Annotated in this window: 21 protein-coding genes; 4 read left to right on the forward strand and 17 right to left on the reverse strand. The window is 59.1% G+C overall.

What is annotated here, in order from left to right; genetic code table 11:
* Window positions 1-126 precede the first annotated feature (126 nt).
* The 17 genes from A6070_RS09210 to A6070_RS09290 all read right to left on the reverse strand — a co-directional run bounded on the left by A6070_RS09210 (window position 127) and on the right by A6070_RS09290 (window position 19,676).
* Entirely contained in the window at window positions 127-1,260 is a 1,134-nt protein-coding gene (locus A6070_RS09210; RefSeq protein WP_072285483.1) for a glycerate kinase family protein, read from the reverse strand.
* Window positions 1,261-1,386: 126 nt separating this feature from the next.
* Window positions 1,387-1,587, reverse strand: a complete 201-nt coding sequence (locus tag A6070_RS09215; RefSeq protein WP_072285484.1) for a hypothetical protein — start codon at window positions 1,585-1,587, stop codon at window positions 1,387-1,389.
* A gap of 50 nt (window positions 1,588-1,637) precedes the next feature.
* Window positions 1,638-2,588, reverse strand: coding sequence for a GGDEF domain-containing protein (locus A6070_RS09220; protein WP_072502068.1), 951 nt, complete (start codon window positions 2,586-2,588; stop codon window positions 1,638-1,640).
* Complete coding sequence (locus A6070_RS09225; protein WP_072502069.1) at window positions 2,588-3,190, reverse strand: HDOD domain-containing protein; 603 nt, start codon at window positions 3,188-3,190, stop codon at window positions 2,588-2,590. Before A6070_RS09225 ends, A6070_RS09220 begins: the two co-directional genes overlap by 1 nt.
* A gap of 58 nt (window positions 3,191-3,248) precedes the next feature.
* Window positions 3,249-4,031 carry a septal ring lytic transglycosylase RlpA family protein gene (locus A6070_RS09230; RefSeq protein WP_072285486.1) on the reverse strand — a complete coding sequence of 261 codons (783 nt, stop codon included), beginning with the start codon at window positions 4,029-4,031 and terminating at the stop codon, window positions 3,249-3,251.
* Between the two features lie 212 nt (window positions 4,032-4,243).
* The gene (locus A6070_RS09235; protein ID WP_072285487.1) at window positions 4,244-5,197 is read right to left on the reverse strand and encodes an acetyl-CoA carboxylase carboxyltransferase subunit alpha; all 954 of its coding nucleotides are present in this window, start codon (window positions 5,195-5,197) and stop codon (window positions 4,244-4,246) included.
* A gap of 84 nt (window positions 5,198-5,281) precedes the next feature.
* Complete coding sequence (gene dnaE, locus A6070_RS09240; RefSeq protein ID WP_072285488.1) at window positions 5,282-8,752, reverse strand: DNA polymerase III subunit alpha; 3,471 nt, start codon at window positions 8,750-8,752, stop codon at window positions 5,282-5,284.
* Window positions 8,753-8,922: 170 nt separating this feature from the next.
* Window positions 8,923-9,522 carry a Maf family protein gene (locus A6070_RS09245; protein ID WP_072285489.1) on the reverse strand — a complete coding sequence of 200 codons (600 nt, stop codon included), beginning with the start codon at window positions 9,520-9,522 and terminating at the stop codon, window positions 8,923-8,925.
* A gap of 155 nt (window positions 9,523-9,677) precedes the next feature.
* Window positions 9,678-10,007 (reverse strand): hypothetical protein, encoded by a 330-nt coding sequence (locus tag A6070_RS09250; RefSeq protein WP_072285490.1) that lies wholly within the window; start codon window positions 10,005-10,007, stop codon window positions 9,678-9,680.
* A gap of 69 nt (window positions 10,008-10,076) precedes the next feature.
* Window positions 10,077-11,093 (reverse strand): helix-turn-helix transcriptional regulator, encoded by a 1,017-nt coding sequence (locus A6070_RS09255; protein ID WP_072285491.1) that lies wholly within the window; start codon window positions 11,091-11,093, stop codon window positions 10,077-10,079.
* A gap of 4 nt (window positions 11,094-11,097) precedes the next feature.
* Window positions 11,098-12,660 carry a glutamine-hydrolyzing GMP synthase gene (gene guaA, locus A6070_RS09260; RefSeq protein WP_072285492.1) on the reverse strand — a complete coding sequence of 521 codons (1,563 nt, stop codon included), beginning with the start codon at window positions 12,658-12,660 and terminating at the stop codon, window positions 11,098-11,100.
* A 149-nt stretch (window positions 12,661-12,809) separates the two neighbouring features.
* Window positions 12,810-14,285 carry an IMP dehydrogenase gene (gene guaB / locus A6070_RS09265; RefSeq protein ID WP_072285493.1) on the reverse strand — a complete coding sequence of 492 codons (1,476 nt, stop codon included), beginning with the start codon at window positions 14,283-14,285 and terminating at the stop codon, window positions 12,810-12,812.
* A gap of 270 nt (window positions 14,286-14,555) precedes the next feature.
* Window positions 14,556-15,626 (reverse strand): M42 family metallopeptidase, encoded by a 1,071-nt coding sequence (locus tag A6070_RS09270; protein ID WP_072285494.1) that lies wholly within the window; start codon window positions 15,624-15,626, stop codon window positions 14,556-14,558.
* Window positions 15,627-15,676: 50 nt separating this feature from the next.
* The gene (locus tag A6070_RS09275) at window positions 15,677-16,330 is read right to left on the reverse strand and encodes a histidinol phosphate phosphatase domain-containing protein (RefSeq protein WP_072285495.1); all 654 of its coding nucleotides are present in this window, start codon (window positions 16,328-16,330) and stop codon (window positions 15,677-15,679) included.
* Between the two features lie 31 nt (window positions 16,331-16,361).
* Window positions 16,362-17,687 (reverse strand): tRNA (N6-isopentenyl adenosine(37)-C2)-methylthiotransferase MiaB, encoded by a 1,326-nt coding sequence (miaB, locus tag A6070_RS09280; RefSeq protein WP_072287948.1) that lies wholly within the window; start codon window positions 17,685-17,687, stop codon window positions 16,362-16,364.
* 151 nt (window positions 17,688-17,838) lie between these two features.
* Complete coding sequence (locus A6070_RS09285; protein ID WP_145926324.1) at window positions 17,839-18,351, reverse strand: hypothetical protein; 513 nt, start codon at window positions 18,349-18,351, stop codon at window positions 17,839-17,841.
* A 14-nt stretch (window positions 18,352-18,365) separates the two neighbouring features.
* Window positions 18,366-19,676: a M48 family metalloprotease gene (locus tag A6070_RS09290; RefSeq protein ID WP_072285497.1), complete on the reverse strand. Its 1,311-nt coding sequence runs from the start codon at window positions 19,674-19,676 to the stop codon at window positions 18,366-18,368.
* A gap of 273 nt (window positions 19,677-19,949) precedes the next feature.
* Here A6070_RS09290 and typA point away from each other — a divergent pair, with 273 nt between their 5' ends.
* The 4 genes from typA to A6070_RS09310 all read left to right on the forward strand — a co-directional run bounded on the left by typA (window position 19,950) and on the right by A6070_RS09310 (window position 24,802).
* Window positions 19,950-21,758, forward strand: coding sequence for a translational GTPase TypA (gene typA / locus A6070_RS09295; protein ID WP_072285498.1), 1,809 nt, complete (start codon window positions 19,950-19,952; stop codon window positions 21,756-21,758).
* A gap of 163 nt (window positions 21,759-21,921) precedes the next feature.
* Window positions 21,922-22,476: an AmmeMemoRadiSam system protein A gene (gene amrA, locus A6070_RS09300; protein WP_072285499.1), complete on the forward strand. Its 555-nt coding sequence runs from the start codon at window positions 21,922-21,924 to the stop codon at window positions 22,474-22,476.
* Window positions 22,477-22,754: 278 nt separating this feature from the next.
* Window positions 22,755-23,138: a hypothetical protein gene (locus tag A6070_RS09305; protein ID WP_072285500.1), complete on the forward strand. Its 384-nt coding sequence runs from the start codon at window positions 22,755-22,757 to the stop codon at window positions 23,136-23,138.
* 242 nt (window positions 23,139-23,380) lie between these two features.
* On the forward strand, window positions 23,381-24,802 hold the full coding sequence (locus tag A6070_RS09310) for a sigma-54-dependent transcriptional regulator (protein ID WP_072285501.1): 1,422 nt from the start codon (window positions 23,381-23,383) through the stop codon (window positions 24,800-24,802).
* Window positions 24,803-24,816: the final 14 nt, after the last annotated feature.

Consider the following 24,816-nt stretch of genomic DNA (forward strand, 5'->3'; position numbering starts at 1 on the left):
CTTCTGGACCCCTGGAAAAAATAAAACCATGAAGATTTTTACATCATGATCTATAACATACCAGAAACAGCCTCCCTTGCCAGATGCCGAGTTGCGGAAGAGGTAAAATCCCTGGCAAAACCCATGTCAGGTCCGTGACGGGGGATGCAACCGTGCGGCCAATCGCTCCGCCGCGCAGCTCAGCAATTCGGCGGCACGGGCGAAAGCCTCGTCAAGCGGCATGTCCTCAGGGGTAACGGACAGGGCGTGGCGGACCCCTGCCCGGGTGCACTCTTTGGCGTTCAATTGCAGCCGACCCGCCAGAACGGCCACGGGCACCCCAAACCGCCGGGCCCGTTCCAGCACACCGCTGACCACTTTTCCATGCAGGGAGGTAGGATCCAGACACCCTTCGCCGGTAATGACCCAATCGGCGGACCGCAATTCTTGTTCAAACCGGAGCCGTTCCATCACCACGGCAATCCCCCCCCGCAGCCTGCCCCCCAGGAAAGCCACGGCGCCGGCGCCGAAACCGCCGGCCGCTCCCCCGCCTGCAATATCGGCCACGTTCATACCGAGTTGTTCCTGGATAAGCTCTGCAAGGTGGGCAAGCCCCTGTTCCAGCATTTCGACCTGGGCGGGGGTCGCCCCTTTCTGGGGTGCGAATACCCGTGCCGCCCCCTGTGCCCCGCACAGGGGGTTGACAACATCGCACAGCACCGTAACCTCCGGCAGCCGATTCACGGGCGGCACAATCCGACGCAGCGTTGACAGACTGCCGCCGCCGAGCGGGACCGGTTGTCCCATGGCGTCGAGAAATCGCCATCCGAGGGCCCGCACAGCGCCGGTACCGCCGTCCACCGTGGCGCTGCCGCCAAGCGTCAGCAATATGTGACGGGCGCCCTGCCGTACCGCTGCCTGCAGAAGCTGCCCCGTACCGTAGGTAGTGGTTTCCAGCGGGCGACGATGCGCGGCATCCAGAAGCACCAGGCCGCTGGCTCTGGCCATTTCCACGATGGCCGTTGCGCTCGGGGCAACCCAGCCGTAGGAGGCGGTCATGCGCATGCCGGGCAACGGTCCCATCACATCCCCAACGTCCCTCCAGCATCCCTGCGCCGCGCCGGTCAGGAGCTCGGCCGTACCTTCGCCGCCATCGGCCAGCGGACAGACGCGCAAGTTCCAGCCCGGATGAATGCGACCCAGCGTAGCGGCAATGATAGTGCATGCCTCGACGGCCGTCAGGCTGCCCTTGAAGGAATCACAAGCCACCAGAATGTTCATGGTACCCTCCCTGGACGAGAAATCGACATCACGATGTTTTCACAATCAGTATACAAAAACGCCCCCTGCGATAAACGGCAAGAGGCGTATTCATATGGAACAGAAAATTGTCGAAAAGTCAAAACTTCAGCGTCTGGCAATTATTTTTTCCATCAGCTGATAAACATTCTTGTCGGAAATCCAGACGACAAAACCATTGCCTTCCTCGTCGCTGCCACATAAATAGCCGATCCCGGGCTTTTGGCCGTCACAGGTATCACAGGCGGGATACAGGCTCAGCGCGTGATTCGGCGCCATTTTCAGTACAAATTCTTTTTTTTTGTCCATGATTGCCCCTGCATGTTCAGTGAAATAAAGACATTAAAAAAACAGGCTCATCATACAATCGTTCTGACCGTTATGGTATTGCGGCCGGACTTTTTCGACTGATAAATAGCCTGATCGGCGACATTCAGCATGGCGAAACGGGTGACTTTCTGACCCTGGCCATCGAAGCAGGCACCGCCGATACTGACAGTGATGCCGAGGGTTTTGCCGTTGACGGAAATCTGTGTCCTTTCAATATGCCCACGCAGACGCTCGCACAGGGACTCCAGTCCGCCGCGATCCGTTTCCGGCATAATGACAGCGAATTCATCGCCGCCGTAACGTGCCACCACATCGCAACCGCGCATGCAGGTCGTCACCTGGCTTGCAATGCTGCGCAGCACCGCATCCCCCGCCAGATGACCGTGAGAGTCGTTGATGTCCTTGAAAAAGTCGATATCAAAAAACATCAGCGACAGAGGGCTGCCGTAACGGCTGGAACGCTCCAGTTCCTTGTCGATCTGCTGCAGAAAATAGCGATGATTATAGAGTCCGGTCAATTCGTCCCGGTATGCGAGGTTGCGCAGTTCGTTGTTGGCTTCGAGCAATTTGGCGATAAACCGCGTGGATTCTTCCCGGGATTGCCGCAACTGGCCTACCAGACATTCATAAGACATCGCCCGTTTGCCGAGTTCGGCGTTGGCCTCCTGCAAAAGCTGCGAAAGCGGTTTCATCTCGCCCGGATCGATGTCGAAAAAATTCAGAATCTCCATGGTCCTTGCGGCCAGAAGATCGATCATCTGCTTTATGGCCTCCCTTTCCAGCCCGTAGCTGCTCTCCAGGATGTCAAACACAAGCTCCAGGGTGCGACTGCCGGCGGCACCATGATACAGTGCCGACAGCATGTCCCCGACGCGGAGAATGCCAATCAGCGCCGCATCGGGAAAAGCCCCCGGCGGCCGGTCATGATGGTGGAAAACCGGAAGATACACGCTCTCGGGCAATCCCCACTGCTTGAGCATCAATCCCCCAGCTGACCATGATCGAAACCGATAAGCTCCCTCTCCACGGGAAAACTCTGGCTTCCGGCAAAAGCTTTCATCAGCAGGACCTGCTTGTAGTCATCCTCCATTTGCTGGTACATGACCAGCACCCCGATGTCCTGCAGCAGTGAGCACAGAAAAGTATCATCGCTGTGTAAACCGGTCAGGGAGGCAATCATCTCGGCGGCAACGGCCGAAGTGATGGCGCGTTTCCAGAAATACGTGATGTCAAACCAGCGGGCCGGGGGGCAGGTTATCCCCTCCACGATGACGAACGACAGGGCGATATTCCGAATCAGGTTGATGCCGAGCACCGTCAGGGCACTGTCGATGCTTCTGATCTTGCCGGGAAATCCGAACACCGAGGAATTGGCCGCCTTCATCATGCGGGCCGTCAGGGAAGGATCCTTGCTGATGATAGCGCCGATTTCCCGGAAAGAGTGTTCGTCGTCCCTGACAACTTCCAGCAACCGGAAAACGACATTGGGTGGGGTGGGCAGTTCAAGTCGCAGCTGAACGATCTGCTCCATGCTTTTCAGAGTATCGTTGGCCGACAGGTTTTCATGAGCCGTAAATTCCATGACAACTGCCCGAACTGTTTACATCAAAAAGATCTCTACCGGGAAACGCCCTTCGGCATCAGTCCAGGGCTACGACAAAACAGTTGCCGTAGCCGGAACGCCCGAAATTTTCCTTGGCCGCATGAGCGGCGGACAGGGAATCGTAACGACCCACCCAGACCCGGTAGAACAACCGACCGGCAACCCATTCCTGCTTGATGGTGGCCTGCCCCAATTGCTGACGGTATTTTTCCGCCAGGCGCCGGGCATTGTCGTTAACTGTAAACGAGCCGATCTGCACGGCGAAACTGCCGACATCGTAACTCGGAGACGGCTGATAGGTAATGTTCCCCAGATCATCGGACCGGGCAATGCCCAGTGCCTCGATCCGCACCGGCGCCGTTCCCGGCCCGACCACCCCAAGCTGGCTGGCGGCCGCGTAGGACAGATCGATAATACGCTCGCCGACAAAAGGACCCCGGTCGTTGATGCGCACAACCGACTCGCGCCCGTTCTGCCGGTTGACCACCCGCACACTGGTCCCCATCGGCAGGGTCTTGTGCGCCGCGGTCATGGCATGCATATCGTAAAGCTCGCCATTGCTGGTCTTTTTGCCGTGAAAATCGGACCCGTACCAGCTGGCGATGCCTTCCTGGGAAAATCCTTCGCTGCTCGTCATCGGCCGGTACAGTCGTCCGTTGACCGTATAGGGCTTCTGATGACCCTTGAGGCCTGCCGTTTCCGGGGTGTCCATGACCCGCGTGCGATAACCGCCGCCGCATCCAGCAAGCCAGGCGGTCAGCAACACAGCAATCCCGATACGCACAGCGTCTGCTGATGTTATGGAAAGTTTTTTATGCATGGCTCCTCCACAACGATTCGCCCGGCGTTCAAGTTGCAATCCCTGTTGGCGATAAAGCCGGGCATCTCAGACCCGTGACAACCACAGCGGCACAGCCACCATGAGGGCCATCACATCGAAAAAAACAATGACGCCCGAACCTCACGGCGCATCCGGCATATCTGAAGTCACGGCAAGACCGTGTCGGAAGCGAGGCATTCGGAATGGGCGCTCTATTCCTCAACGATGGTCATGGCGCGCAGCTTTCGGTAACGCTGTTCCCGCAATTCTTCGGACGAGAGGCCTTTCAGGGCATCGAAATGTTTGCGCAGACATGCATGCACCATCGCAGCGGCAGCCGCGTGATCCGCATGGGCGCCTCCCAGAGGTTCGGGAATCACCTCGTCGATGACACAACCCAGTTTTTCGATATCGTGCGCCGTAAGCTTGAGCGCTTCGGCGGCTTCGGCCCCCTTGCTCCCATCCTTCCACAGAATGGCCGCGCAGCCTTCGGGAGAGATGACCGAATAGACGGCATTTTCCATCATCAGCACCCGATTGCCGACAGCGACAGCCAACGCCCCTCCTGAACCGCCTTCTCCGGTAACAGTAACGATAACGGGCACCTTGAGAGCCGCCATTTCCCGAAGATTGCGGGCGATGGCTTCGGCCTGGCCCCGCTCCTCGGCCCCGATTCCGGGAAAAGCCCCCGGCGTGTCGACAAAGGTGAAGATCGGCAGGCCGAACTGCTCGGCCATCTGCATGACCCTCAGAGCCTTGCGATACCCCTCGGGATTGGGCATGCCGAAATTGCGGTAGACTTTTTCCTTGGTGTCCCGACCCTTCTGATGTCCAATAACCGCACAGGGCTCGCCGTCGAACCGGGCAAAACCGCATACCAGCGCCGGGTCCTCGCGGAAATTACGATCGCCATGGACCTCGAACCAGTCCGTGAAGATGTGCTTGACAAAATCGAGGGTAAAAGGACGGTTGACGTGGCGTGCCAGTTGCGTCAACTGCCAGCGGGTAAGATTGGAAAAGATTTCCTGCCGCAATTTTTTGGCCTTCTTCTCCAGTTTTTGGATTTCGCCTGAAAAATCGACCTCATCGGTGGAATAGCCGCGCAACTCGTTAAGCTTATGTTCCAGTTCGACCAGGGGTTTTTCAAAATCCAGGTAAAATTGCATGAAAGTCTCCTGAAATCCATTTCCGCCGTGATATCACAACAAGAGCTACAGCAAGAAGCACGCCATGAGCGGACAAAAGAACTTTTATTCAAAAGTGACCACATTGTACCCAAACAGGCGTTCGATGTCTTCCATCATTTCGTCCGAGGGGGCAATTTTAAGGCTTTCCGGCAGGCGCAGAACCGTTTCACTGCGGTTGGGAATCACCAGATGCATCAGCACCGGGCAGCCGCCCCGATGGCGAAGAATGATTTCCTTGAGACGGTGCAGCAGATCGTCGACAAGCCCGGGCACCTGAAACCGGAAATGAACCCTTCGGGTCTCCTTGCGGCTGACCTCCTGCAAGGGCAGGATTTCCCGGGGCATGAGCTTGCGGGTATCTTCCGACACCTCCACCGTGCCGCTGATCAGCAGCGGCTGATCGGCATGCAGCACTTCGGCCGCTTCTCGATAAACGTCGGGGAACACCACCATTTCCACGAAACCGCTTAAGTCCTCCAGGGTGACGAAGGCCATGCGCTCGCCCTTTTTGGTCATCAGGTCGCGCATGCCACTGACCATGCCGCACAGGCGCACTTCCTCCTTATCCGCCCGCTCCGCAAGTTCGGCGGTGGTACAGTTGGCGAAACGCCGGATGACCTCCTGGTAGCGTCCCAGGGGATGGCCGGTAATATAAAATCCGAGGGATTCCTTTTCAAACCCGAGCTTGATTTTATCCGGCCATTCTTCCATCGCGGGGAGCACACCGTAACTGGTGCCGCGCGGTGAAACAATTTCTTCGGTTCCGAACAGAGACGCCTGCCCCTCCTGCTTTTCGCGCTGCATTTTCTGGCCGACTTCCATGGCTTCTTCCAGCACGGTCAGAAACTGGGCGCGGTATCCGCCAAGGGTGTCGAAGGCACCGCACTTGATGAGGGCCTCGATGACTTTTTTGTTGACCTTGCGCAGATCGACCCGCTCGCACAAATCGTGCAGAGAGGCGAAAGGCTGCTCCTGACGGGCTTCGAGAATTGCCTCGATGGCGGCCGCACCGACCCCTTTGACCGCCCCGAGACCAAAACGGATGGCATTGTCATGCACCGTAAAGGAACTGCTCGAAGCGTTGATGTCCGGCGGCAGCACCTCGATCCCCATGGAGCGCACTTCGTTGATGTTCTTGATGACCTTATCGGTGTTCTCCATGTCCTCGGTCAACAGCGCGGCCATGAACTCCACCGGATAGTGGGTCTTCAGGTAAGCGGTGTGGTAGGCAACCAGCGCATAGGCCGCCGAATGGGATTTGTTGAATCCGTAGGCGGCGAATTTTTCCATCAGATCGAAAACCGCCTCGGCTTTTTTGACGTCGAGCTGATTGCCGGCGGCCCCCGCCATGAAGATTTCCTTCTGCTTGGCCATCTCTTCGGGCTTTTTCTTGCCCATGGCGCGCCGCAGCAAATCGGCGCCGCCCAGGGAATAGCGGGCCAGCACCTGGGCAATGAGCATGACCTGTTCCTGATAGACGATGACCCCGTAGGTATCCTTCAGAATCGGTTCAAGCTGCGGAAAATCGTAGGTGATTTCCTTCTTGCCGTGCTTGCGCAGGATAAAGTCATCCACCATGCCCGAGCCCAGAGGGCCTGGCCGATAGAGGGCGCAGACCGCGATGATGTCCTCGAAGCAGCTCGGTTTGAGCTTGACCAGCAGTTCTTTCATGCCGGAGGACTCCAGCTGAAACACCCCCGTGGTCTCGCCGGCGGACAGCAGCCGGTAGGTCTCGGCATCATCATCCCGCACCAGCTTGAGATCGAAGGAAGGATTTTTGCCTTCGCGAATCAGGCGCACGGCGTTGGCGATCACCGTCAGGGTTTTCAGCCCGAGAAAATCAAACTTCACCAGGCCGATCTTCTCGACGTACTTCATCGGAAACTGGGTAACCTGAGCCCCCGATTTGGGATCGGTGTACAACGGCAGGTATTCCGACAGTGGATTGGGGGTAACCACCACGCCGGCGGCATGGGTCGAAGCATGCCGGGTGAGTCCCTCAAGGGTGAGAGCGATATCGAGCAGCTGTTTGACCTGGGGATCCTTGTCGTAGAGTTCCTGCAGACGCGGTTCCTGTTCGAGGGCCTCCTTCAGGGTGATATTGAGAACCGCGGGCACCAGCTTGGCAATCTTGTCCACGTCGCCGTAGGACATGCTGAGGGCGCGGCCGACGTCGCGGATCACCCCCTTGGCCATCATGGTGCCAAAAGTGATGATCTGGGCGACATTTTCCTCCCCGTACTTGTGGCGCACATAGTCGATAACGTCCTCTCGCCCATAAATGCAGAAATCGACATCGATATCAGGCATCGATACACGCTCGGGATTGAGGAAACGCTCGAACAGCAGATTGTAGGGGATGGGATCAATATCGGTAATGCGGATGGCGTAAGCCACAAGCGAACCCGCAGCGCTGCCACGACCGGGGCCGACCGGGATGCCGTTGTCCTTGGCCCAGTTGATGAAATCGGCCACGATCAGAAAATAGCCCGGGAAACCCATGCTGTTGATGCATTCGAGTTCCCGCACCAGCCGGTCACGATAGACCTGCTCGTGTTCGGCGGAAAAATCGGGACGCAGCCGGCGGATCTCCGTCAGGCGTTCCTCCAGCCCCTTCCAGGAATTCTCTTCCAGAACCTGGTCGAGGGATTTTTCTTCCGGCTTCTCGTACTGGGGGAAATGATAGGTATTGAAGTCAAGCTCAAGATTGCAGCGATCGGCAATCTCCAGGGTGTTGGCGAGCGCTTCCGGGGCGTATTGAAAAAGCTCCGTCATCTCCTCGGGGGTCTTCAGGTAGAATTCGTCGTTGGCAAAGCGGAAGCGGTCGGGATCGTCCATGGTCTTGCCGGTCTGAACGCACAACAGCACCTCGTGCGCGGCGGCGGACTCGCGTGTGAGATAGTGGCAGTCGTTGGTGGCGACCAGCGGCAATCCCAGCTCCTTGCCGATGGCGATCAGGCCTTCGTTGACCGGCTTCTGCTCGGCGATGAAGTTTTCCTGCAGCTCCAGATACAGGCGTTTATTATCGAACACCGTCGCCATATCGCGAGCCCGGGCCAGCGCCTGTTCGGTTTTGCCCTGCGCGATCAGGGTCGGCAGTTCACCGCCGAGGCATGCCGTCAGCGCGATCAGCCCCTTGTTGTGCCTGCGCAGCAACTCCCAGTCGATGCGTGGCTTGTAGTAAAATCCTTCCCGGTATCCGCAGGAAACCATGCGGCACAAATTCCGGTAGCCTTCGAGATCCTGCGCCAGCAACACCAGATGGTAGGCCTTGTCGCCGCCGCGCAGGTTGCTCTTTTCGAAACGGGAGCCGGGCGCGACATAGACTTCGCAACCAATAATGGGCTTGACAGGGCTGCCTTTGAGTTTGCTGTAAAATTCGACGGCCCCGAACATGTTGCCATGGTCGGTGATGGCGATGGCCGGCATGCCGCAGGCTTCGGCCCGTTTGGCCAGATCGCCGATGCGGATGGCGCCGTCGAGAAGACTGTACTGAGTGTGAACGTGGAGATGGACAAACGAGGATTTATGCATGCACTATCCAACCGTCGCAACCGCCGTCGGCACCGATGTTCGGCCTGTGTTCGGACAAGCAGGCCCTTGCCTGGGAGCGGTCACGTTATTCTCGTGTTGATGTTCAATGGGAGCAGCGACAGGTTTGCGGGAACGAAGCGGCGCCACTGTATCACCGCATCCGCGACGGGTCAAGAATGCGTCTCGTCCCCGAGCACCCTGACCCCGAAATGCGCCAGGAAATCCACCAGCTTGATCAAAGGCAAGCCGATAAGGGCCGTATAATCCTCCCCGTCAAGGCGCTGCATAAGAGCGATGCCCAACCCTTCGATCTTGAAGGCGCCGGCGCAGTCCAGGGGGTTTTCCCGCAGCAGATATGTCCGGATCTGATCTTCCGAAAGAGGCCGCAGGGTCACCCGGAATGTCGTAAAATCGGTCACGGCCTCATCCCGGTTGCTGTCATAGACCGACAATCCGGTATAAAAGGTGTGGGTTTTGCCGACCATGCCGCGCAACTGCCGCACCGCGGCTTCGAAACCGGCCGGTTTGCCGACGATTCTTCCGGTCGCGTCCACAAACACCTGATCGGATCCGACAATCAGCGCATCGGGGTATTTTTCCGCCAGACTTCGGGCCTTGCCGGCAGCCTGATGCTTGACCAGCAACTCCGGCGCGATGTCCTGGGATATCCGTTCCTGATACTGGGGCGCAGCGACATGAAACGGCAGACCCAGCTGCCGCATCAGCTGCATCCGGTAAGGGCTGGTGGAAGCGAGAACCAGGATCTTCATAAAAACGCTCCTGAAGTAAAATATGCTCTTCTTTTTACTTCAGTCGGTCGTTAAATGCAACGACAACAGCCTCGGCCGTCCGATCCAGGGAAGTGCAAAACGCCGCAGCCTGTATGGACAGGGATCTTCCTGCGCTAACCGAACGGCCGCAGCCATCAGGAAAACAAGGCCGCCGGAAGACGGTGACCCGGACTGGTGCCAGCCGATCCGTTTTTGCAGAGCGCGTCGCGAATGGCCTGCAGCAGGGTTTCGCGCCCGAACCTGTCGAACAGTTCGCCGATCTGGGGCCGCCCGAGCCATTCATCGGCGAAAGTGACTTCGACCCGCTCTCCGGCCTCGATCAATACCTCTCCCTCGTAACAGCCGTCCCCCAGCAATGCGGAAACGGCCCAATGGGCAGCTCCGGAAGCTTGCCGCCACTCGGCATGATGAATATCGAGATAAACCGTTTCCCCCGTTTTTTCCCCGACGGTAAGCATCAGCATGACATTATCCTTTCCTGTGGAATGTTTATCCTGCAGCAAAAGGATAAGCCTTCGCTGTGACAGAATAAGTCACAACTGCGCCATTCTGTCCAGAGGCTTCTGTAAGCCGGCAATAAAGTCCTGCCGCAGAGCGTCCGGCGCCAGAACTTCGAGATGGGGCAAAAAGGAATACAGCCAGGCAAGAATCTCTTTATGCCCGCCAGCCCGCAGGGACAGGATCAGGGATCCGTCAGGTTGTTCATCGAGGTTCTGCGTAGGGTGCCAGCGGCGTTCACGGATGAGATGCGCCACTTCAGGAAAAAACCGTATCCGTATCAACTGCGGCTTGTCACCGACCATGCCGAAGGCCTGCCGGTCGACGGCATCGAGATCGAATTTCTCCGGCATCTCAAAACGGCCTTCCAGGACCTGCACCGTTTCGATACGATCGACCAGAAAACGGCGCATCGCCTTGCGGTTGTGCACGTAACCGACCAGGTACAGGGCGTCTTTGAAAAACAGCAGGGTATACGGATCACACAGATAATCGGCCGCCGGCCGGCGGGCCGGAGCGTAACGGAGGGAGCATCGATACTGATACAGCAGAGCACGGCGCAGCGCTTCCAGAATGTCCCGTTTTCCGCTGTAGTCGCGGCGTCCCTGGAACATTGGTGTGACCGTCTGGGAGAGGCGTTCAAGATGCGCCACGCTGCGCGGCGGCAAACTGGCGCGAATGCGACCGAACACGGCGTCCAGATCGTCAATGAAGGGTGTTCCCTCCAGCAGGCCGAGCTGGGAGCGACACAGATAGAGGGTCATCAGCTCGGAGAGGGAAAAGGTGATGGGCGGGATCCTGGAGAAACCGGAAACAAACCGGTAAAGAATCCGGCCATCCCCCGAGAACTCCTTGACCAGGGGATAGCCGGCTTCCTGAATGGCTTGCAGGTCGCGATAAACGGTGCGGCGGTTGACGCCGCACTCCTCCGCCAGTTCTTCCACAGTACTGCCGTGACGGGCTTCAAGCATGCGGACCAGATCGTGCAGACGCGCCGCCTGACTGTACTTGCGCGGCGGGCGACCGCGGCCGTCGGCTTTCGCGGCCGTCACCGCCCTATTCCCACTCGATGGTCGCGGGAGGCTTGCTGGAAATATCGTAGACCACCCGGTTGACGCCCTTGACCTCGTTGATGATGCGGCCGCTGATGTGAGCCATCTCCGCATAGGGCAGCGGATACCAGCCGGCGGTCATGAAATCCCGGGTCTCCACGGCGCGCAGGGCGATGACATATTCGTAGGTGCGTCCGTCGCCCATGACGCCGACGCTCCTGACCGGCAGAAACACGGCGAACGCCTGGCTGATCTTGTCGTAATGCCCGGTGCGGTACAACTCTTCGATATAGATGGCATCGGCGCGGCGCAGGATATCGGCGTATTCCTTTTTGACCTCGCCGAGTATGCGCACCCCCAGCCCCGGTCCGGGGAAAGGGTGACGGTAAACCATCTGGTGAGGCAGGCCGAGCTCTTCTCCGATGGCACGCACTTCGTCCTTGAAAAGTTCGCGCAGCGGCTCCAGCAGTTTGAGCTTCATATGCTCGGGCAGCCCGCCGACATTGTGGTGGCTCTTGATGTTGTGGGCCTTGCCGGTCTTGGCACCGGCCGACTCGATGACGTCGGGATAGATGGTACCCTGGGCCAGCCAGGTGGCATCCTCGATTCTGACGGACTCTTCCTCGAAGATCTCCACGAACAGATTGCCGATGATCTTGCGCTTGCGCTCCGGATCCTCAACCCCTTCCAGGGCGGTCATGAAACGGTCTTGCGCATTGACACGGATTACGTTGACGCCCATGTTCTGAGCGAAGGTGCGCATCACCTGATCCCCCTCGTCCAGGCGCAGCAGCCCGTTATCGACGAAAACGCAGACCAGCTGGTCACCGATGGCGCGCTGAATCAGCGCCGCGGCGACAGAGGAATCGACGCCACCGGACAGGCCGAGGATCACCCGCTCCCGGCCAACCTGCTCGCGAATGCGGTTCACCGCGTCCTCGATGATGTGGCCGGGGGTCCATTGACCGGTACAGCCGCAGACCTGGCGCACAAAAGTATCGAGCAGTTGCTCGCCGCGCGGCGTGTGATTGACTTCGGGGTGGAACTGTACGCCGTACAGGTTACGCTCCACATTCTGGATGGCGCACACCGGCGCGTTGTCACTGTACCCAACCACTTCGAATCCCGCGGGCACGGCCTCGACATGGTCGCCGTGGCTCATCCATACCGGGCTTTTGCCCTCGACGAAAAAATCGTTGAACAGCGGACCGGGCGTGCCGCAGGGCATCAGGTTGGCATGCCCGTATTCGCGTTTGCCGGCCGGCACCACCCGACCACCGAAATGGCGGGACATCAGCTGCATGCCGTAACAGATTCCCAGAACCGGAACACCCAGTTCGAACAGGGCCTCTTCCACCACCGGCGCGCCCTCCTCGTACACCGACTTGGGACCACCCGAAAGAATAATGCCGCTGGGCTCGAACGCGCGGATCGCCTGCAGATCCATGTCAAAGGGATGCAACTCGCAATAGACATGGGCCTCGCGCACCCGCCGGGCAATCAGCTGGGTATACTGGGAGCCAAAGTCGAGTATAAGTATCTTTTCACCATGGATATCCTGGGACATGGGCACTCCGTTGAACTTTTGATTTTATTTTCCGATTTGCGACATATCAAAACCCTGCATAAACGGGGATAATGACCATGACCGAGAGTCCAGGTCCCCTTCCATCCCTGTTAACAACTCAGGATTTTGCCTGTTATCGTCGCCCGTGTTCAGAAACTGCGTTCGACGCGATAGTTGGGCGCTTCATGGGTTATGGCGACATCGTGGACGTGGGATTCGCGCAAACCGGCGTTGGTGATTCGAATGAACCGGGCCCTGGTCTGCAGTTCCCCGAGGGTGCGGCAGCCGGTATACCCCATGCCGGCACGCAGGCCTCCGAGCAGCTGATGGATGTTCTCCGACAGGCTGCCGCGAAACGGCACGCGCCCCTCGATCCCTTCCGGGACCAGCTTGACCTCCGACTCGACGTCACTCTGGAAATAACGGTCCTTGCTGCCCTGCTTCATGGCGCCGAGGCTGCCCATACCGCGATAGGATTTATAGGTACGCCCCTGGTAGAGGATGGTCTCGCCGGGGGACTCCTCGGTTCCGGCAAACAGCGAACCGATCATGATGACATCGGCACCGGCGGCAATGGCCTTGGGCACCTCGCCGGAATATTTGATTCCGCCGTCGGCGATCAGCGGAATGCCCGCCTTGCGGGTCACCTTGGCCACATCCATGATGGCGGAGATCTGCGGCACGCCAACCCCGGCAACCACCCTCGTGGTGCAGATGGAACCCGGTCCGATGCCGACCTTGACGGCATCGGCGCCGGCCCGGATCAGCGCTTCGGCGGCCTCGGCCGTGGCGATGTTGCCGGCGATAAGCTGCAGCTCGGGATAGGCGCGTCGGGTATCGGCCAGCGCGTCCAGAACCGTCTGGGAGTGGCCGTGAGCGGTATCGAGCACCACAACATCGACACCGGCCCGCACCAGCGCCTCAAGCCGTTCCTCGCGATCAGCTCCGACGCCAACCGCCGCGCCGACGCGCAGGCGACCGATATCGTCCTTGCAGGCGAAAGGATACTTGCGGACCTTCTCGATATCCTTGATGGTAATCAGGCCCTTGAGCTGGTAATCATCGTCGACCACCAGCAGTTTTTCGATGCGATGCTTGTGCAGATGATACTTGGCCTCTTCGAGGGTGGTTCCGGGCGGAACGGTGACCAGGTCATCCTTGGTCATGACATTGGAGATAGGCTGGTCCAACTGGGTTTCAAAACGCAGATCGCGATTGGTCAGAATACCGACCAGACGACCGTTGGTGGTGATCGGCACACCGGAGATGCGGTATTTTTCCATCACTTCCAGAGCCTCGTAGATTTTCTGCTCCGGGCGCATGGTAATGGGATCGACGATCATGCCGCTCTCGGACTTCTTGACCTGATCAACCTCCAGGGCCTGATCCTGCGGTGTCATATTCTTGTGAAGGATCCCCATGCCCCCTTCCCGTGCCATGCCGATGGCGGCGCGGGACTCGGTAACGGTATCCATGGCGGCGGACAGCAGCGGGATATTGAGCTGGATATCGCGGGTCAGTTGCGTGGTCAGCTCGACTTCCTTGGGGAGAACCGTTGAGTGTGCGGGAATAAGCAGAACGTCGTCAAAAGTTAGGCCTTCGATAATATTGCCGGGAGCCTGCATCGCCATCTCCTTGAGTGAAGGTAAAATATTAATCGAGCACCCTATCGCGGACCACCATCATTTGTCAATTTTTTTCCGCCGTACATAACAGAGGCACAAGGCTCCCGTCGCCTGCCCGATTTTTCAAGGGGACACCGCGAGGCCGGCTTCACGGTTCGCCGCGCGGCACAACAACAAAGGGCACAGGGATTCTCCAGGCAGCAAAACCGGAACATCCCCGTGCCTTCTCCGTGCTCCGAAAACCGATCCCCAAGTAGAAATCGGCCACGGTCAATCCGGAATGATGGGAAACCTGTTGTCCAACCGGAACAGCACCCCGGTCAACAGCCGAATGGTGGCATCGATGTCATCCAGGGACAGCACCTCTACCGGCGAATGCATGTAGCGCAGGGGCACCTGCACCAGGGCCGCGGCCACCCCCGCGCGGGACAACTGCATGGCGTTAGCGTCGGTACCGGTACCGCGCGGCGCGCCCATGATCTGACAGGGGATATCCTCTTCACGGGCAGTACGCACCAGCAGTTCGAACAAAGCCGGATGGATATTGGCGCCGCGGGAGATGATGGGACCGCCGCCGACCTTGAACTCACCGATCTCTTTCATTTCAACCCCCGGCACATCGCTGGCGAAACCGACATCGACGGCAATGCCGATGTGAGGATCGATGCCAAAGGTGCTGGTGGTCGCGCCCCGCAGGCCGACTTCCTCCTGCACCGTGGAGACGCCGAAAACCTCGACCGGTGGCACACCGCGCCGACGCACGGCGCGCAACACCTCGGCGACGATGAACGCCCCCATCTTGTCGTCGAATCCCCGGGAGGCTGCCAACGCGCCCTGCAGTGGCTCGAAACCGACGGCGAAAGTGACCGGATCCCCCACCGCCACCAGGTTGCGGGCGGCCTCGGCGTCCACGCAGCCCAGATCGATGAACTGGCTGGTCAACTTAACCACCGTTTCGCGATCCTTGGCCTCCATCAGGTGAATGGGCTTTTTACCCACGACGCCGAGCACCGGGCCGGCGGCGGTATGCACATGCACCCGCTGCCCCGGCACCAGATGAGCATCGACGCCGCCGATGGGGGCAAAATAGATAAATCCCTTGTCGTCGATATAGCGCACCATGAAACCGATTTCATCGCAATGCCCGGCCAGCATCACCCGCAGCGCCCCATCGGATGCCGCGCCGATGCGCGCGATGACGTTACCCATCACATCGGTACGCACCTCGTCGGCCACGGGCTCCAGCTCGCGGCGCATGACACGCTGCACCGGCTGTTCGAACCCCGAAGGACTCGGGGTTTCGACCAGCTCCTTCAAAAAATTCACTGCACGATCATTCATAGTCTTTCACCTTGATATCAAAGGAAGGTTCAATCTTCGCAAATGGTTTGTCAGAATCCCCCGAGTTTACGCACCAGGTCTTCCGAATTCTGCCGCGTCTGCTGAAACTGGGTTTCGCTGAGGCCGGCCCCCAGAGCGATGCGACGCGCCTGCGCCAGCGGTGTCAGATCACCCGGCGCATGGCTGTCGGTGTTGACGATCAGAACCGCCCCGGCCGCGAGAGCCAGCCGGGCCACATGGCCGTTGGTCAGGGAATGGCCCTTGCGGGTGGTGATCTCCAGACAGATGCCGCGTCGCGCGGCGAGTGTCGCCTCCTCTTCGCTGAGCAGACCGGGATGGGCCAGGACATCGATGTCGGCTTCGAGGGCAGCGCGGTTGGTCCCCGGCGCAACCGGCTCGACAATCGTCTCCCCGTGGCACACCACCAGTCTGGCGCCGAGCTTGCGCGCCTCGCGCGCCACTTCGGCGATCATCGCCGGAGGCACGTGGGTCAGCTCGATGCCCGGCAGCACCGTCAATCCCCAGGCATCGCCCAGCACCGCGGCAACCCGGGCAATGCGCGGTATGATCAGGTCGATATTGCTCGGGTCGCCGTGATCGGTGATGCCGATGGCACGATAACCGGCAACCGCGGCGCGACGCGTCAGCTCCGCCGGGATCAGTTCGCCGTCGCTGAAAACAGTATGGGTATGCAGATCGATCATGACATCTCCTCACGAAAACGGCGGCCGCCGTTCAGGCCAGTTCGCCCAAATGGGAATTGCGAAAAGCGCGGACCAGGCGCACCGGAACAACGTGACCGATCAAAGCCGCGTCACCATCGAAATTGACGATGCGATTCCAGGTGGTGCGCCCGAACAACTGACCGCTGCCCTGCCGGCTGCTGCCTTCAACCAGTACCGGCAGCACCCTGCCGACATCCGATTCATGATAGTTTCCGGTAATCTCTTCCTGCAACGCCAGCATGCGGTCAAAACGCTCCTGTTTGAGGGTTGCGGGGGTGTCGTCCGGCAACTCGGCCGCCGCGGTTCCAGGCCGGGCGGAATAAAGGAACGTGTAGATCTCGGCATATCGCACCTGACGCAGCAGATCCATGGTTTGTTCAAAATCGGCCCCGGTTTCGCCGGGAAAACCTACGATCACGTCGGAGGTCACGCGAATCTCGGGACACACCTGCCGCAGGCGCGCGATGCGGTCGAGATACTGTTCGCGACTGTAACCGCGCCGCATGGCCCGCAACACGGAATTGGCGCCGGCCTGCACCGGCAGGTGAATGTGCTTGCACAGCTTTTCCAGCTCACCGAAACAGGCGACCAGTTCATCCGACAGGTCCTTGGGATGAGACGTCATGAAGCGAATCCGCTCCAGCCCCTCTACCGCATTGATCTGTCTCAACAGCGCGGCAAAGCTGATTTCATCTCCCTCCTTGCACCCGTAGGAATTGACGTTCTGCCCGACAAGGGTGATTTCCCGCACCCCCTGGCGCATCAGGGCACGCACTTCTTCAAGCACTTCGGCGCTGGGTCGACTCACTTCCCGCCCGCGCACGTGCGGCACGATACAATAGGTGCAGAAATTATCACAGCCCTGGATCACGGTAACGAACCGCGTAACCTCGTCACTCGGCAAACGCTCGGGAAACAGCCGGCGCCGCTGTCCGGCATCCAGAAAAGATACCTCGGCGCAGCGTTCACGCCGCGTCTGCACCCGGCGCAACATATCGGCAAACAGGTGCAGGTTGTGGGTGCCGCAGACGATGTCGAGATGCGGTGTCTTTTCCAGCATGCGCCGGCCTTCCTGCTGAGCGACACAACCGCACACGGCCACGATTAGCGAAGGGCGCTGCTGCTTGAGAGGTTTGAAGCGGCCGAGGTGTCCGTAAACCTTGCGCTCCGCGCGGGCGCGAATGGTACAGGTGTTGAGAACAATGAGATCTGCCCGGTCCGGGCTGTCGACCAGAACATAGTCGAGCTGCCGCGCAATGCCAACGATCTGCTCGGAGTCGACCACGTTCATCTGGCACCCGAAGGTCTCCAGGTAGAATGTTTTCATACGTGAAATTACCGATCCTGATACGACCCATCGAAACCCAATGGGCAAAAAGGGGCAGAAAGATCCGCGGGAAACCATGGTTTCCCGCGGATCTTTCTGCCCGAGTCCGTTTTCACATCCACCAGACGCAGGGGTCATTAAAGTTGATTGGGCATGTTAATCAAGGGTCCCGCGGAGTGTCAACCGGTTTCCCGCCATTCCCATTGCCGGCACCCAGCAAGCGCACCAGCACATCGGCTCCTTCCAGACATTGCAGCGTCAACGCGGCACCGCTGATGCGTGAGCGCAATCGCACGCTGGCAATGTGTCCGCCAAGGGGAACCACGGCCCGGATTTCCACATCCGCCAACGGCATTTCCCGCACCTGCCCCGGCCTGGGCCCCCGACGGGCCACAAGCCTGCGATCGGTCAGCCAATAGCGCTGATGCCGCCAGCGCCAGCGGGCCAGCAGAAGATGGCCGACGGTCCCGTATCCGGCCAACAGCCAGAGCAGCCCGTAAAGGGTTGCCGGACCGGAAGCCGCGACAGCACCCCGATACGGCCCCTGTACCCACCAGAGACTGGCCCATACCCAGATCGGCAGACAAGCCACAGTCCATCGCCAGCGACGGAAAACAAAGGCCCTCGGCGCCGGGCAGGATTGCCAGATAAGCCGTTCACCGGCCTCCGGCAAAATGCACTCCCGCATCATTTGCCCCGCATTTCAGTCACCTTTCTGGCGGCGGCCTGTCCCACGCTGCTTTGCGGATAAGCCTTTGCGATTTGCTCGTACAGTTCCAGCGCCTGCGCGGTACGACCCTGTTTTTCGTAACCGGTGGCCAGCAGGTAACCGCCGCGATCGGTCGGCAGAAGATCCATGCTCTTCTGCAGATGGCCGACCGCCGCGGGAATCTCGTTCAGTTCCAGATGAACCATGCCCAGCCCCAGACGCGACAGATAATAATTGTCATCCAGTTGCACCGCTCTGGCAAAGTGCGGACGGGCGGCGCGGACATCTTGGGCACGCAGATAGGCCAGGCCCAGCCCGGTCAGAATCAGGGACTGATCCGGGGCCGCGGCGGCAGCCTGCAGATATGTCGCGATGGCACCGGACACGTCCCCCTGCGCTTCCTGCTCGCGGGCCTTGTCATACAGCTCGTACCCCTTCGCGGTTGTCTTCAAGCCGGCAATGGCACGCTGAAAAGGCTGCGCGTTAAGCACAAAACGGGAATCAGCCGTCTGGGCCGGGTAGCGATGGGCAACATAGGCTTGCAGATCCTGCATGCGTTCCTTGGAGAAAGGATGGGTACGGAACAGTCCCGTCAGCCACATCGGCTCGGCCCCGCCCTCCACGGTGCGGTAAAAAAATTCCTGCAGCTGGATGCTGCCGCGGGGGTTGTAACCGGCGCGCACCATGTAATCGACCCCCAGGCGGTCGGCCTGGCGTTCCTGGTCCCGGCTGAACCGGTTGTCCAGCAAGCCGGCGGCGAGCTGCCCTGCCTGGGTGGCGGCGGTGCCATAGGCGCTGGAACCGGTCGCCGCCGAGAGCACCGCCAGTCCGACGTTCAGCAGGGTACCGCGCTGCATGCCCTGCACCGAATCGCGAGCGGTGACGTGCCCCACCTCATGACCGAGAACGGCTGCCAGCTGGGCTTCATTTTCGAGACTGGCCAGCAACCCCCGGGTAATGGCGATATAGCCACCCGGCAGGGCGAAGGCATTGGGGGTGGAATCGTTAAGCACGCAGAACTCGTAAGGCATCTCCGGCCTTTCGGAGACCCTGGCCACACGCAAACCGACGCTGTTGACATAACCGGCAAGCTGCTTATCGGCATACTCGCCGCCCATCTGCTGCACGGCTTTCGGAAAAGCCTCCTTGCCCAGCTGAATTTCCTGGGAGGGCGACACGGAAAATAGCGCCAGCTCCTGCCGGCCCGTAACCGGATTGACGGCACAGCCCGCCGTACACAGCCATGCCAATGCCGCAACAGACACCAACCGAACAGATGTGATACGCATAATAGCGACTCCCTTCTCGGAAATTCGTGAGACAAACAGACGACATCAAATATTTTTTATCATAAAACGCCGCTGCCGCCGCGGCAAGAGGGTTATCCCGGGCAATTGCGCCAATCGTTCGCCCCCGGCTGATATGCTTCGCCGGCACAGGTGCGGTTGTCAGCGGCCGGAAGATTTGTGCTCGAATTTTTATCTGGCATAAAAATCTGTGTTGTTATAGCATGGTGAGATTTTTCAATACAACAACCCGGGCAAGGAGACCATAGACGTTTTATGCTGCAAAACATTCGTAACATCGCCATTATCGCCCACGTCGACCACGGCAAGACAACTCTGGTGGACGCCATGCTGAGACAATCCGGCGTCTTCCGAGACAACCAGGTGGTTGCCGAACGGGTCATGGACAATAACGACCTGGAAAAAGAGCGGGGCATCACCATCCTTTCAAAAAACCTTTCCATCCATCACAACGGCCTCAAGATCAATGTCGTCGACACTCCCGGCCATGCCGATTTCGGCGGAGAGGTGGAGCGGGTACTGAAGATGGTCGATTGCGTGCTGCTGCTGGTGGACGCTTTCGACGGCCCCATGCCCCAGACCCGCTTCGTGCTGAAAAAATCCCTCGATCTGGGACTGAAGCCGATCGTCGTCATCAACAAGATCGACCGCCCCGGTTGCCGGCCGGCCCAGGTGGTGGACATGGTTTTCGATCTGTTCTGCGAACTCAACGCCTGCGAGGAACAGCTCGATTTCCCCATCATCTACACCAACGCCAAGGCCGGCATCGCCAAGCGCGACCTTGACCAGGAATCGGACAACCTCGAACCGCTGTTCGACCTGATCCGCGAGAAAGTCAGCCCCCCCGCCGGGAACCCGGATGCCCCCTTCCAGATGCTGGTTACAAGCATCGGCTACAACGACTACCTGGGTCGCATCGCCACCGGCAAGATTGCCAACGGCAAGGTTCGCACCGGCCAGACCATCGCCCTGATCAAGCGGGACGGCAGTGTCGGAAAGGGGCGCATCAGCAAATTGATCGGCTACCAGGGGGTTACCCAGATCGAACTGGAACAGGCCCCGGCCGGCGACATTGTCAGCATCGCCGGATTCGAAGAGGTCGGCATCGGGGAAACCTTCGCCGATGAAAGCTGCCCCCAGGCGCTGCCTTCCATCGCCATCGACGAGCCGACCCTGTCCATGAACTTTTCCATCAACACCTCGCCCTTCGCCGGCCGGGAAGGAAAATTCGTCACCTCGCGCAATCTGCGCGACCGCCTGATGCGCGAGTTACGCACCAACGTCTCCCTGCGCGTCGAAGAAACGGACAACACCGATACCTTTCGGGTTTCGGGGCGCGGCGAACTGCATCTTTCCATCCTCATCGAAAACATGCGCCGGGAAGGGTTCGAGCTCTCCGTCTCCAAACCGGAAGTCATTTTCAGGGATATCGACGGTCAGCGCTGCGAGCCCATGGAACATCTGATCATCGATGTTCCCGAGGAGCATCAGGGCACGGTCATTGAAAAACTCGGCAAACGCAAGGCGGAAATGATCTCCATGCACCCCATGGATGGCATCAACCGGCTGGAGTTCAGCATACCGGCCCGCGGCCTGATTGGTTTCCGTACCGAGTTTCTGACCGACACCCGCGGCACCGGCGTCATGAACCACACCTTCAATGAGTACGCACCCTACAAAGGCCCCATTCCCGGCCGCAGCAACGGCGTGCTGGTAGCTATGGAAGATGGCGAAACGGCGGGCTACGCCCTCTTCACCCTGCAGGATCGCGGCACCCTGTTCGTCGACCCCGGCGTCAGGGTCTACGAAGGCATGATCATCGGTGAAAACGCCAAGCAGAGCGACATGGTGGTCAATCCGTGCAAAGGCAAAAAGCTTACCAACGTCCGGGCATCGGGCAGCGATGATGCCATTCGCCTGACGCCGCCGCGGTTGCTGAGCCTGGAGCAGGCTCTCGAATACATCAACGACGACGAACTGGTCGAAGTCACCCCGACCTCCATTCGGCTGCGCAAGAAACTGCTCGACGCCAATGCCCGCAAAAAGTTCGATAAAAACAAATAGCCCGTTTTGAACGGCGGCCCGTTGTATCAACGGGCCGCTTTTTCCATTTTTCACCAACTGATTGTCTTGTCATAACCGGGCAATCTGACTATATTCGGATCAAATCGGATTTCACGCCCCTATCCACACCATGCTGGACAAAGCTCTGCTGTCAGGAGGGTTCATGCATCAGGCACTGTCGACCCAACATCAGTCCATTCTGCTGGCCATTGCCAGACAATCCATCGCGTGCTGCGTCCGCACCGGCCAGCTCTGCGTCGAACCGAGAGAGGAAAAAGCCCTCAATGCACGGCTCGGCTGTTTCGTATCCATCAAAAAGGATGGACGCCTGCGCGGCTGCATCGGCAATTTCCAGTCTCAATGGCCCCTCTACCGCGAAGTTGCGGAAATGGCCTGCGCCGCCGCCACCAAGGATCCGCGCTTCTATCCCATGGAAGAAACCGATCTTGACAAGTTCCACGTGGAGATCTCGGTGCTTTCACCTTTGCAGAAAATCGACGACATACAGGCCATTCAGGTTGGAACCCATGGCCTGTATATAGAAAAAGGCTTTCACCGGGGGGTGCTGCTGCCCCAGGTTGCCGTTGAATACGGCTGGGATCGGGACACCTTCCTGCAGCAGACCTGCACCAAAGCGGGGCTGCCGGCCAATGCCTGGGATTCCGAAAATGCGGATATTTACATCTTTTCGGCCCAGGTTTTTGGCGACCAACCATAGTGCGCCGGGGTGTCCGCGGCGGCCATCGCGACTTGCACAAACTGCACAGAATTCTGGCAATACGCTAACTTGATCGCTGTTCCGATAACTTACACGGCTTCCACCCCGGCGATTCCCGGGGTTCTCCACAAACACTGTGGACAACTGCTCCCCCGACCCTGCTTCACACCTCGCTGCGGCAAGGAATCACGATGAAACGCCGTTGATCTTCCCTCAAGCCGGGGTAAGCTTGCAGCAGGCAATGCAGCAAACATCAACCCGATAATCGGTTTTGCACCATGACCAAAATTCATCCGAAAGCCAGGGCTCCTTGGCAGGCTTCGCTTCTGGAACCGATGATCCGGGGGCGGATCGGCCCACGCCAGGCGGGCACCGCAACGACGCAATCGGTGACTCCCGTCGACCGCATAACCCTGTCGGCATCAGGACTTGCTGCCGCCGCCCGCTTCAGCAACTGTATCCGGCGGCCAGCCGACGCCTACGCCATCGCCCTGCCCGCTCCCTGCGCATCCAGCGAAGTATCCGATGCGGGGGCGGTTGCGGAAAGCCCAGCGGAAACTCCGGCGGCGCGCCGGCGGATTCGCGAATCCTACGAAAAACAACCTGGCGACTCCGACTGGCCGGCGGAGCGACGGGGATCGCAAATCGATATCCTGGTTTAGTGCAACGGCAAACACCGAAAAAAGCGGCGTTCCAACCACACTTTTTTTATGTCACGATCGGCTGTGCTTCCCGGATCGATGCCCTTTTTACCCTGAAACGAGGTTTAAAAAACAAAAATTCCTGTTACATAGCCGGATTTTTTGCTAGTATACCGGCGTATTTTTTGTCACACCCTGTTTGTTACGAGCCACCGCCATAGTCAGGGGCATGCAGCAAGCGGAGGCAACCTGAACGGATACCCATGTTCTATTCATTGCGCAGCGTCCTCCTTGTCCACAACAATGCCAAAGAGAGAAACGATTTGGCCGTCGCCATCCGGCGCACCGTCGACTGCGCCGTCCTCGAGGCGAATTCCCCCGAAGAAGCCCTGGCATTGATGCAGGAAGACGAAATATCCGTCATCCTCACGGATCTTTTCGCGCCCACCAACCAGGGGCTGGACCTTCTGAAGCAGGCTTCGCAACTCAACACCCAGGTCGTGACCATTGTCGGCACCCCGGTCGACCAGCGCAACATGGGGCTGGAGGCGTTGAAGCTCGGCGCCTTTTTCTGCCTCAACACCCCCTACAACCACGAGGAAACCATCATTGCCACTTCCCGCGCCCTGCAGCATCACGATTTGCTCACCAAAGGCGAAGTGCGCGGTCGCAAATTCCGCAAATCCGACGGTTTTCACGGGATTATCGGCCAGTCCCCGAAAATGCGGCAGCTTTTCAATTGTATTGAAAAGCTGGCTGTGGAGGGGGATTCTTCGGTGCTGGTACTCGGGGAGAGCGGCACCGGCAAGGAACTGGTGGCCCGCGCCATCCATGCCCATGGGCCCCGCAGTCGCAAGAATTTCGTACCGGTGAACTGCGCCGCCATTCCCGAGGACCTTCTGGAAAGCGAATTGTTCGGCTACGTCAAGGGGGCTTTCACCGGCGCCAATCAGGCCAAGATGGGACGTCTGCAATACGCCGATGGCGGGACCCTGTTTCTGGATGAAATCGGCGACATGAAGGCCAGCCTGCAGGCCAAGCTGCTGCGGGTCTTGCAGGAAAAGGAGTTCGAACCCGTCGGCGGCGTCAAGCCGGTTTCCATCGACGTGCGGGTGGTGGCCGCGACGCACCGCGACCTCGAAAAATCCGTTGCCGAAGGACGTTTCCGCGAGGATTTGTATTACCGGCTCAATGTCATTCCTCTGCCGATTCCGCCCTTGCGCAAACGAAAGGACGACATCCCGCTGCTCATCGACCGGTTTGTCGCCATCTACAATCGCAAGAAAAAAAACCCCTTCAAGGGGTTTGAGGAAGACGCCATGCAGGCGCTGAAACTATACCCGTGGCCAGGCAACGTACGCGAACTGGAAAACCTGGTACAGCGCATGTCCATCTTTTTTGCCGGGCAGACCGTCAACCGCGAGGATCTTCCGGAGAAGTACCAATGCCTCGACGAAGCGGCTCCCGCGCAGCAAACCTCGCAAGGGCCTGAAAACACCATCAGTCTGGAAGAAGGCGGCGTTGACTTCAATCTGCTGGTCAGCCGTTTCGAGAATCAGCTGATTCTGCAGGCGCTCAATATCACCGGCGGCAACAAGCGCGAAGCCGCGAAACTGCTCAACCTCAAGCGCACCACCCTGATCGAAAAACTGAAACGCAAAAACATCCAGACCGGCGAGGGCTGAGGCCGCCGCGGCTG

The sequence above is a fragment of the Syntrophotalea acetylenica genome (assembly GCF_001888165.1).
Classification (GTDB): Bacteria; Desulfobacterota; Desulfuromonadia; order Desulfuromonadales; family Syntrophotaleaceae; genus Syntrophotalea; species Syntrophotalea acetylenica.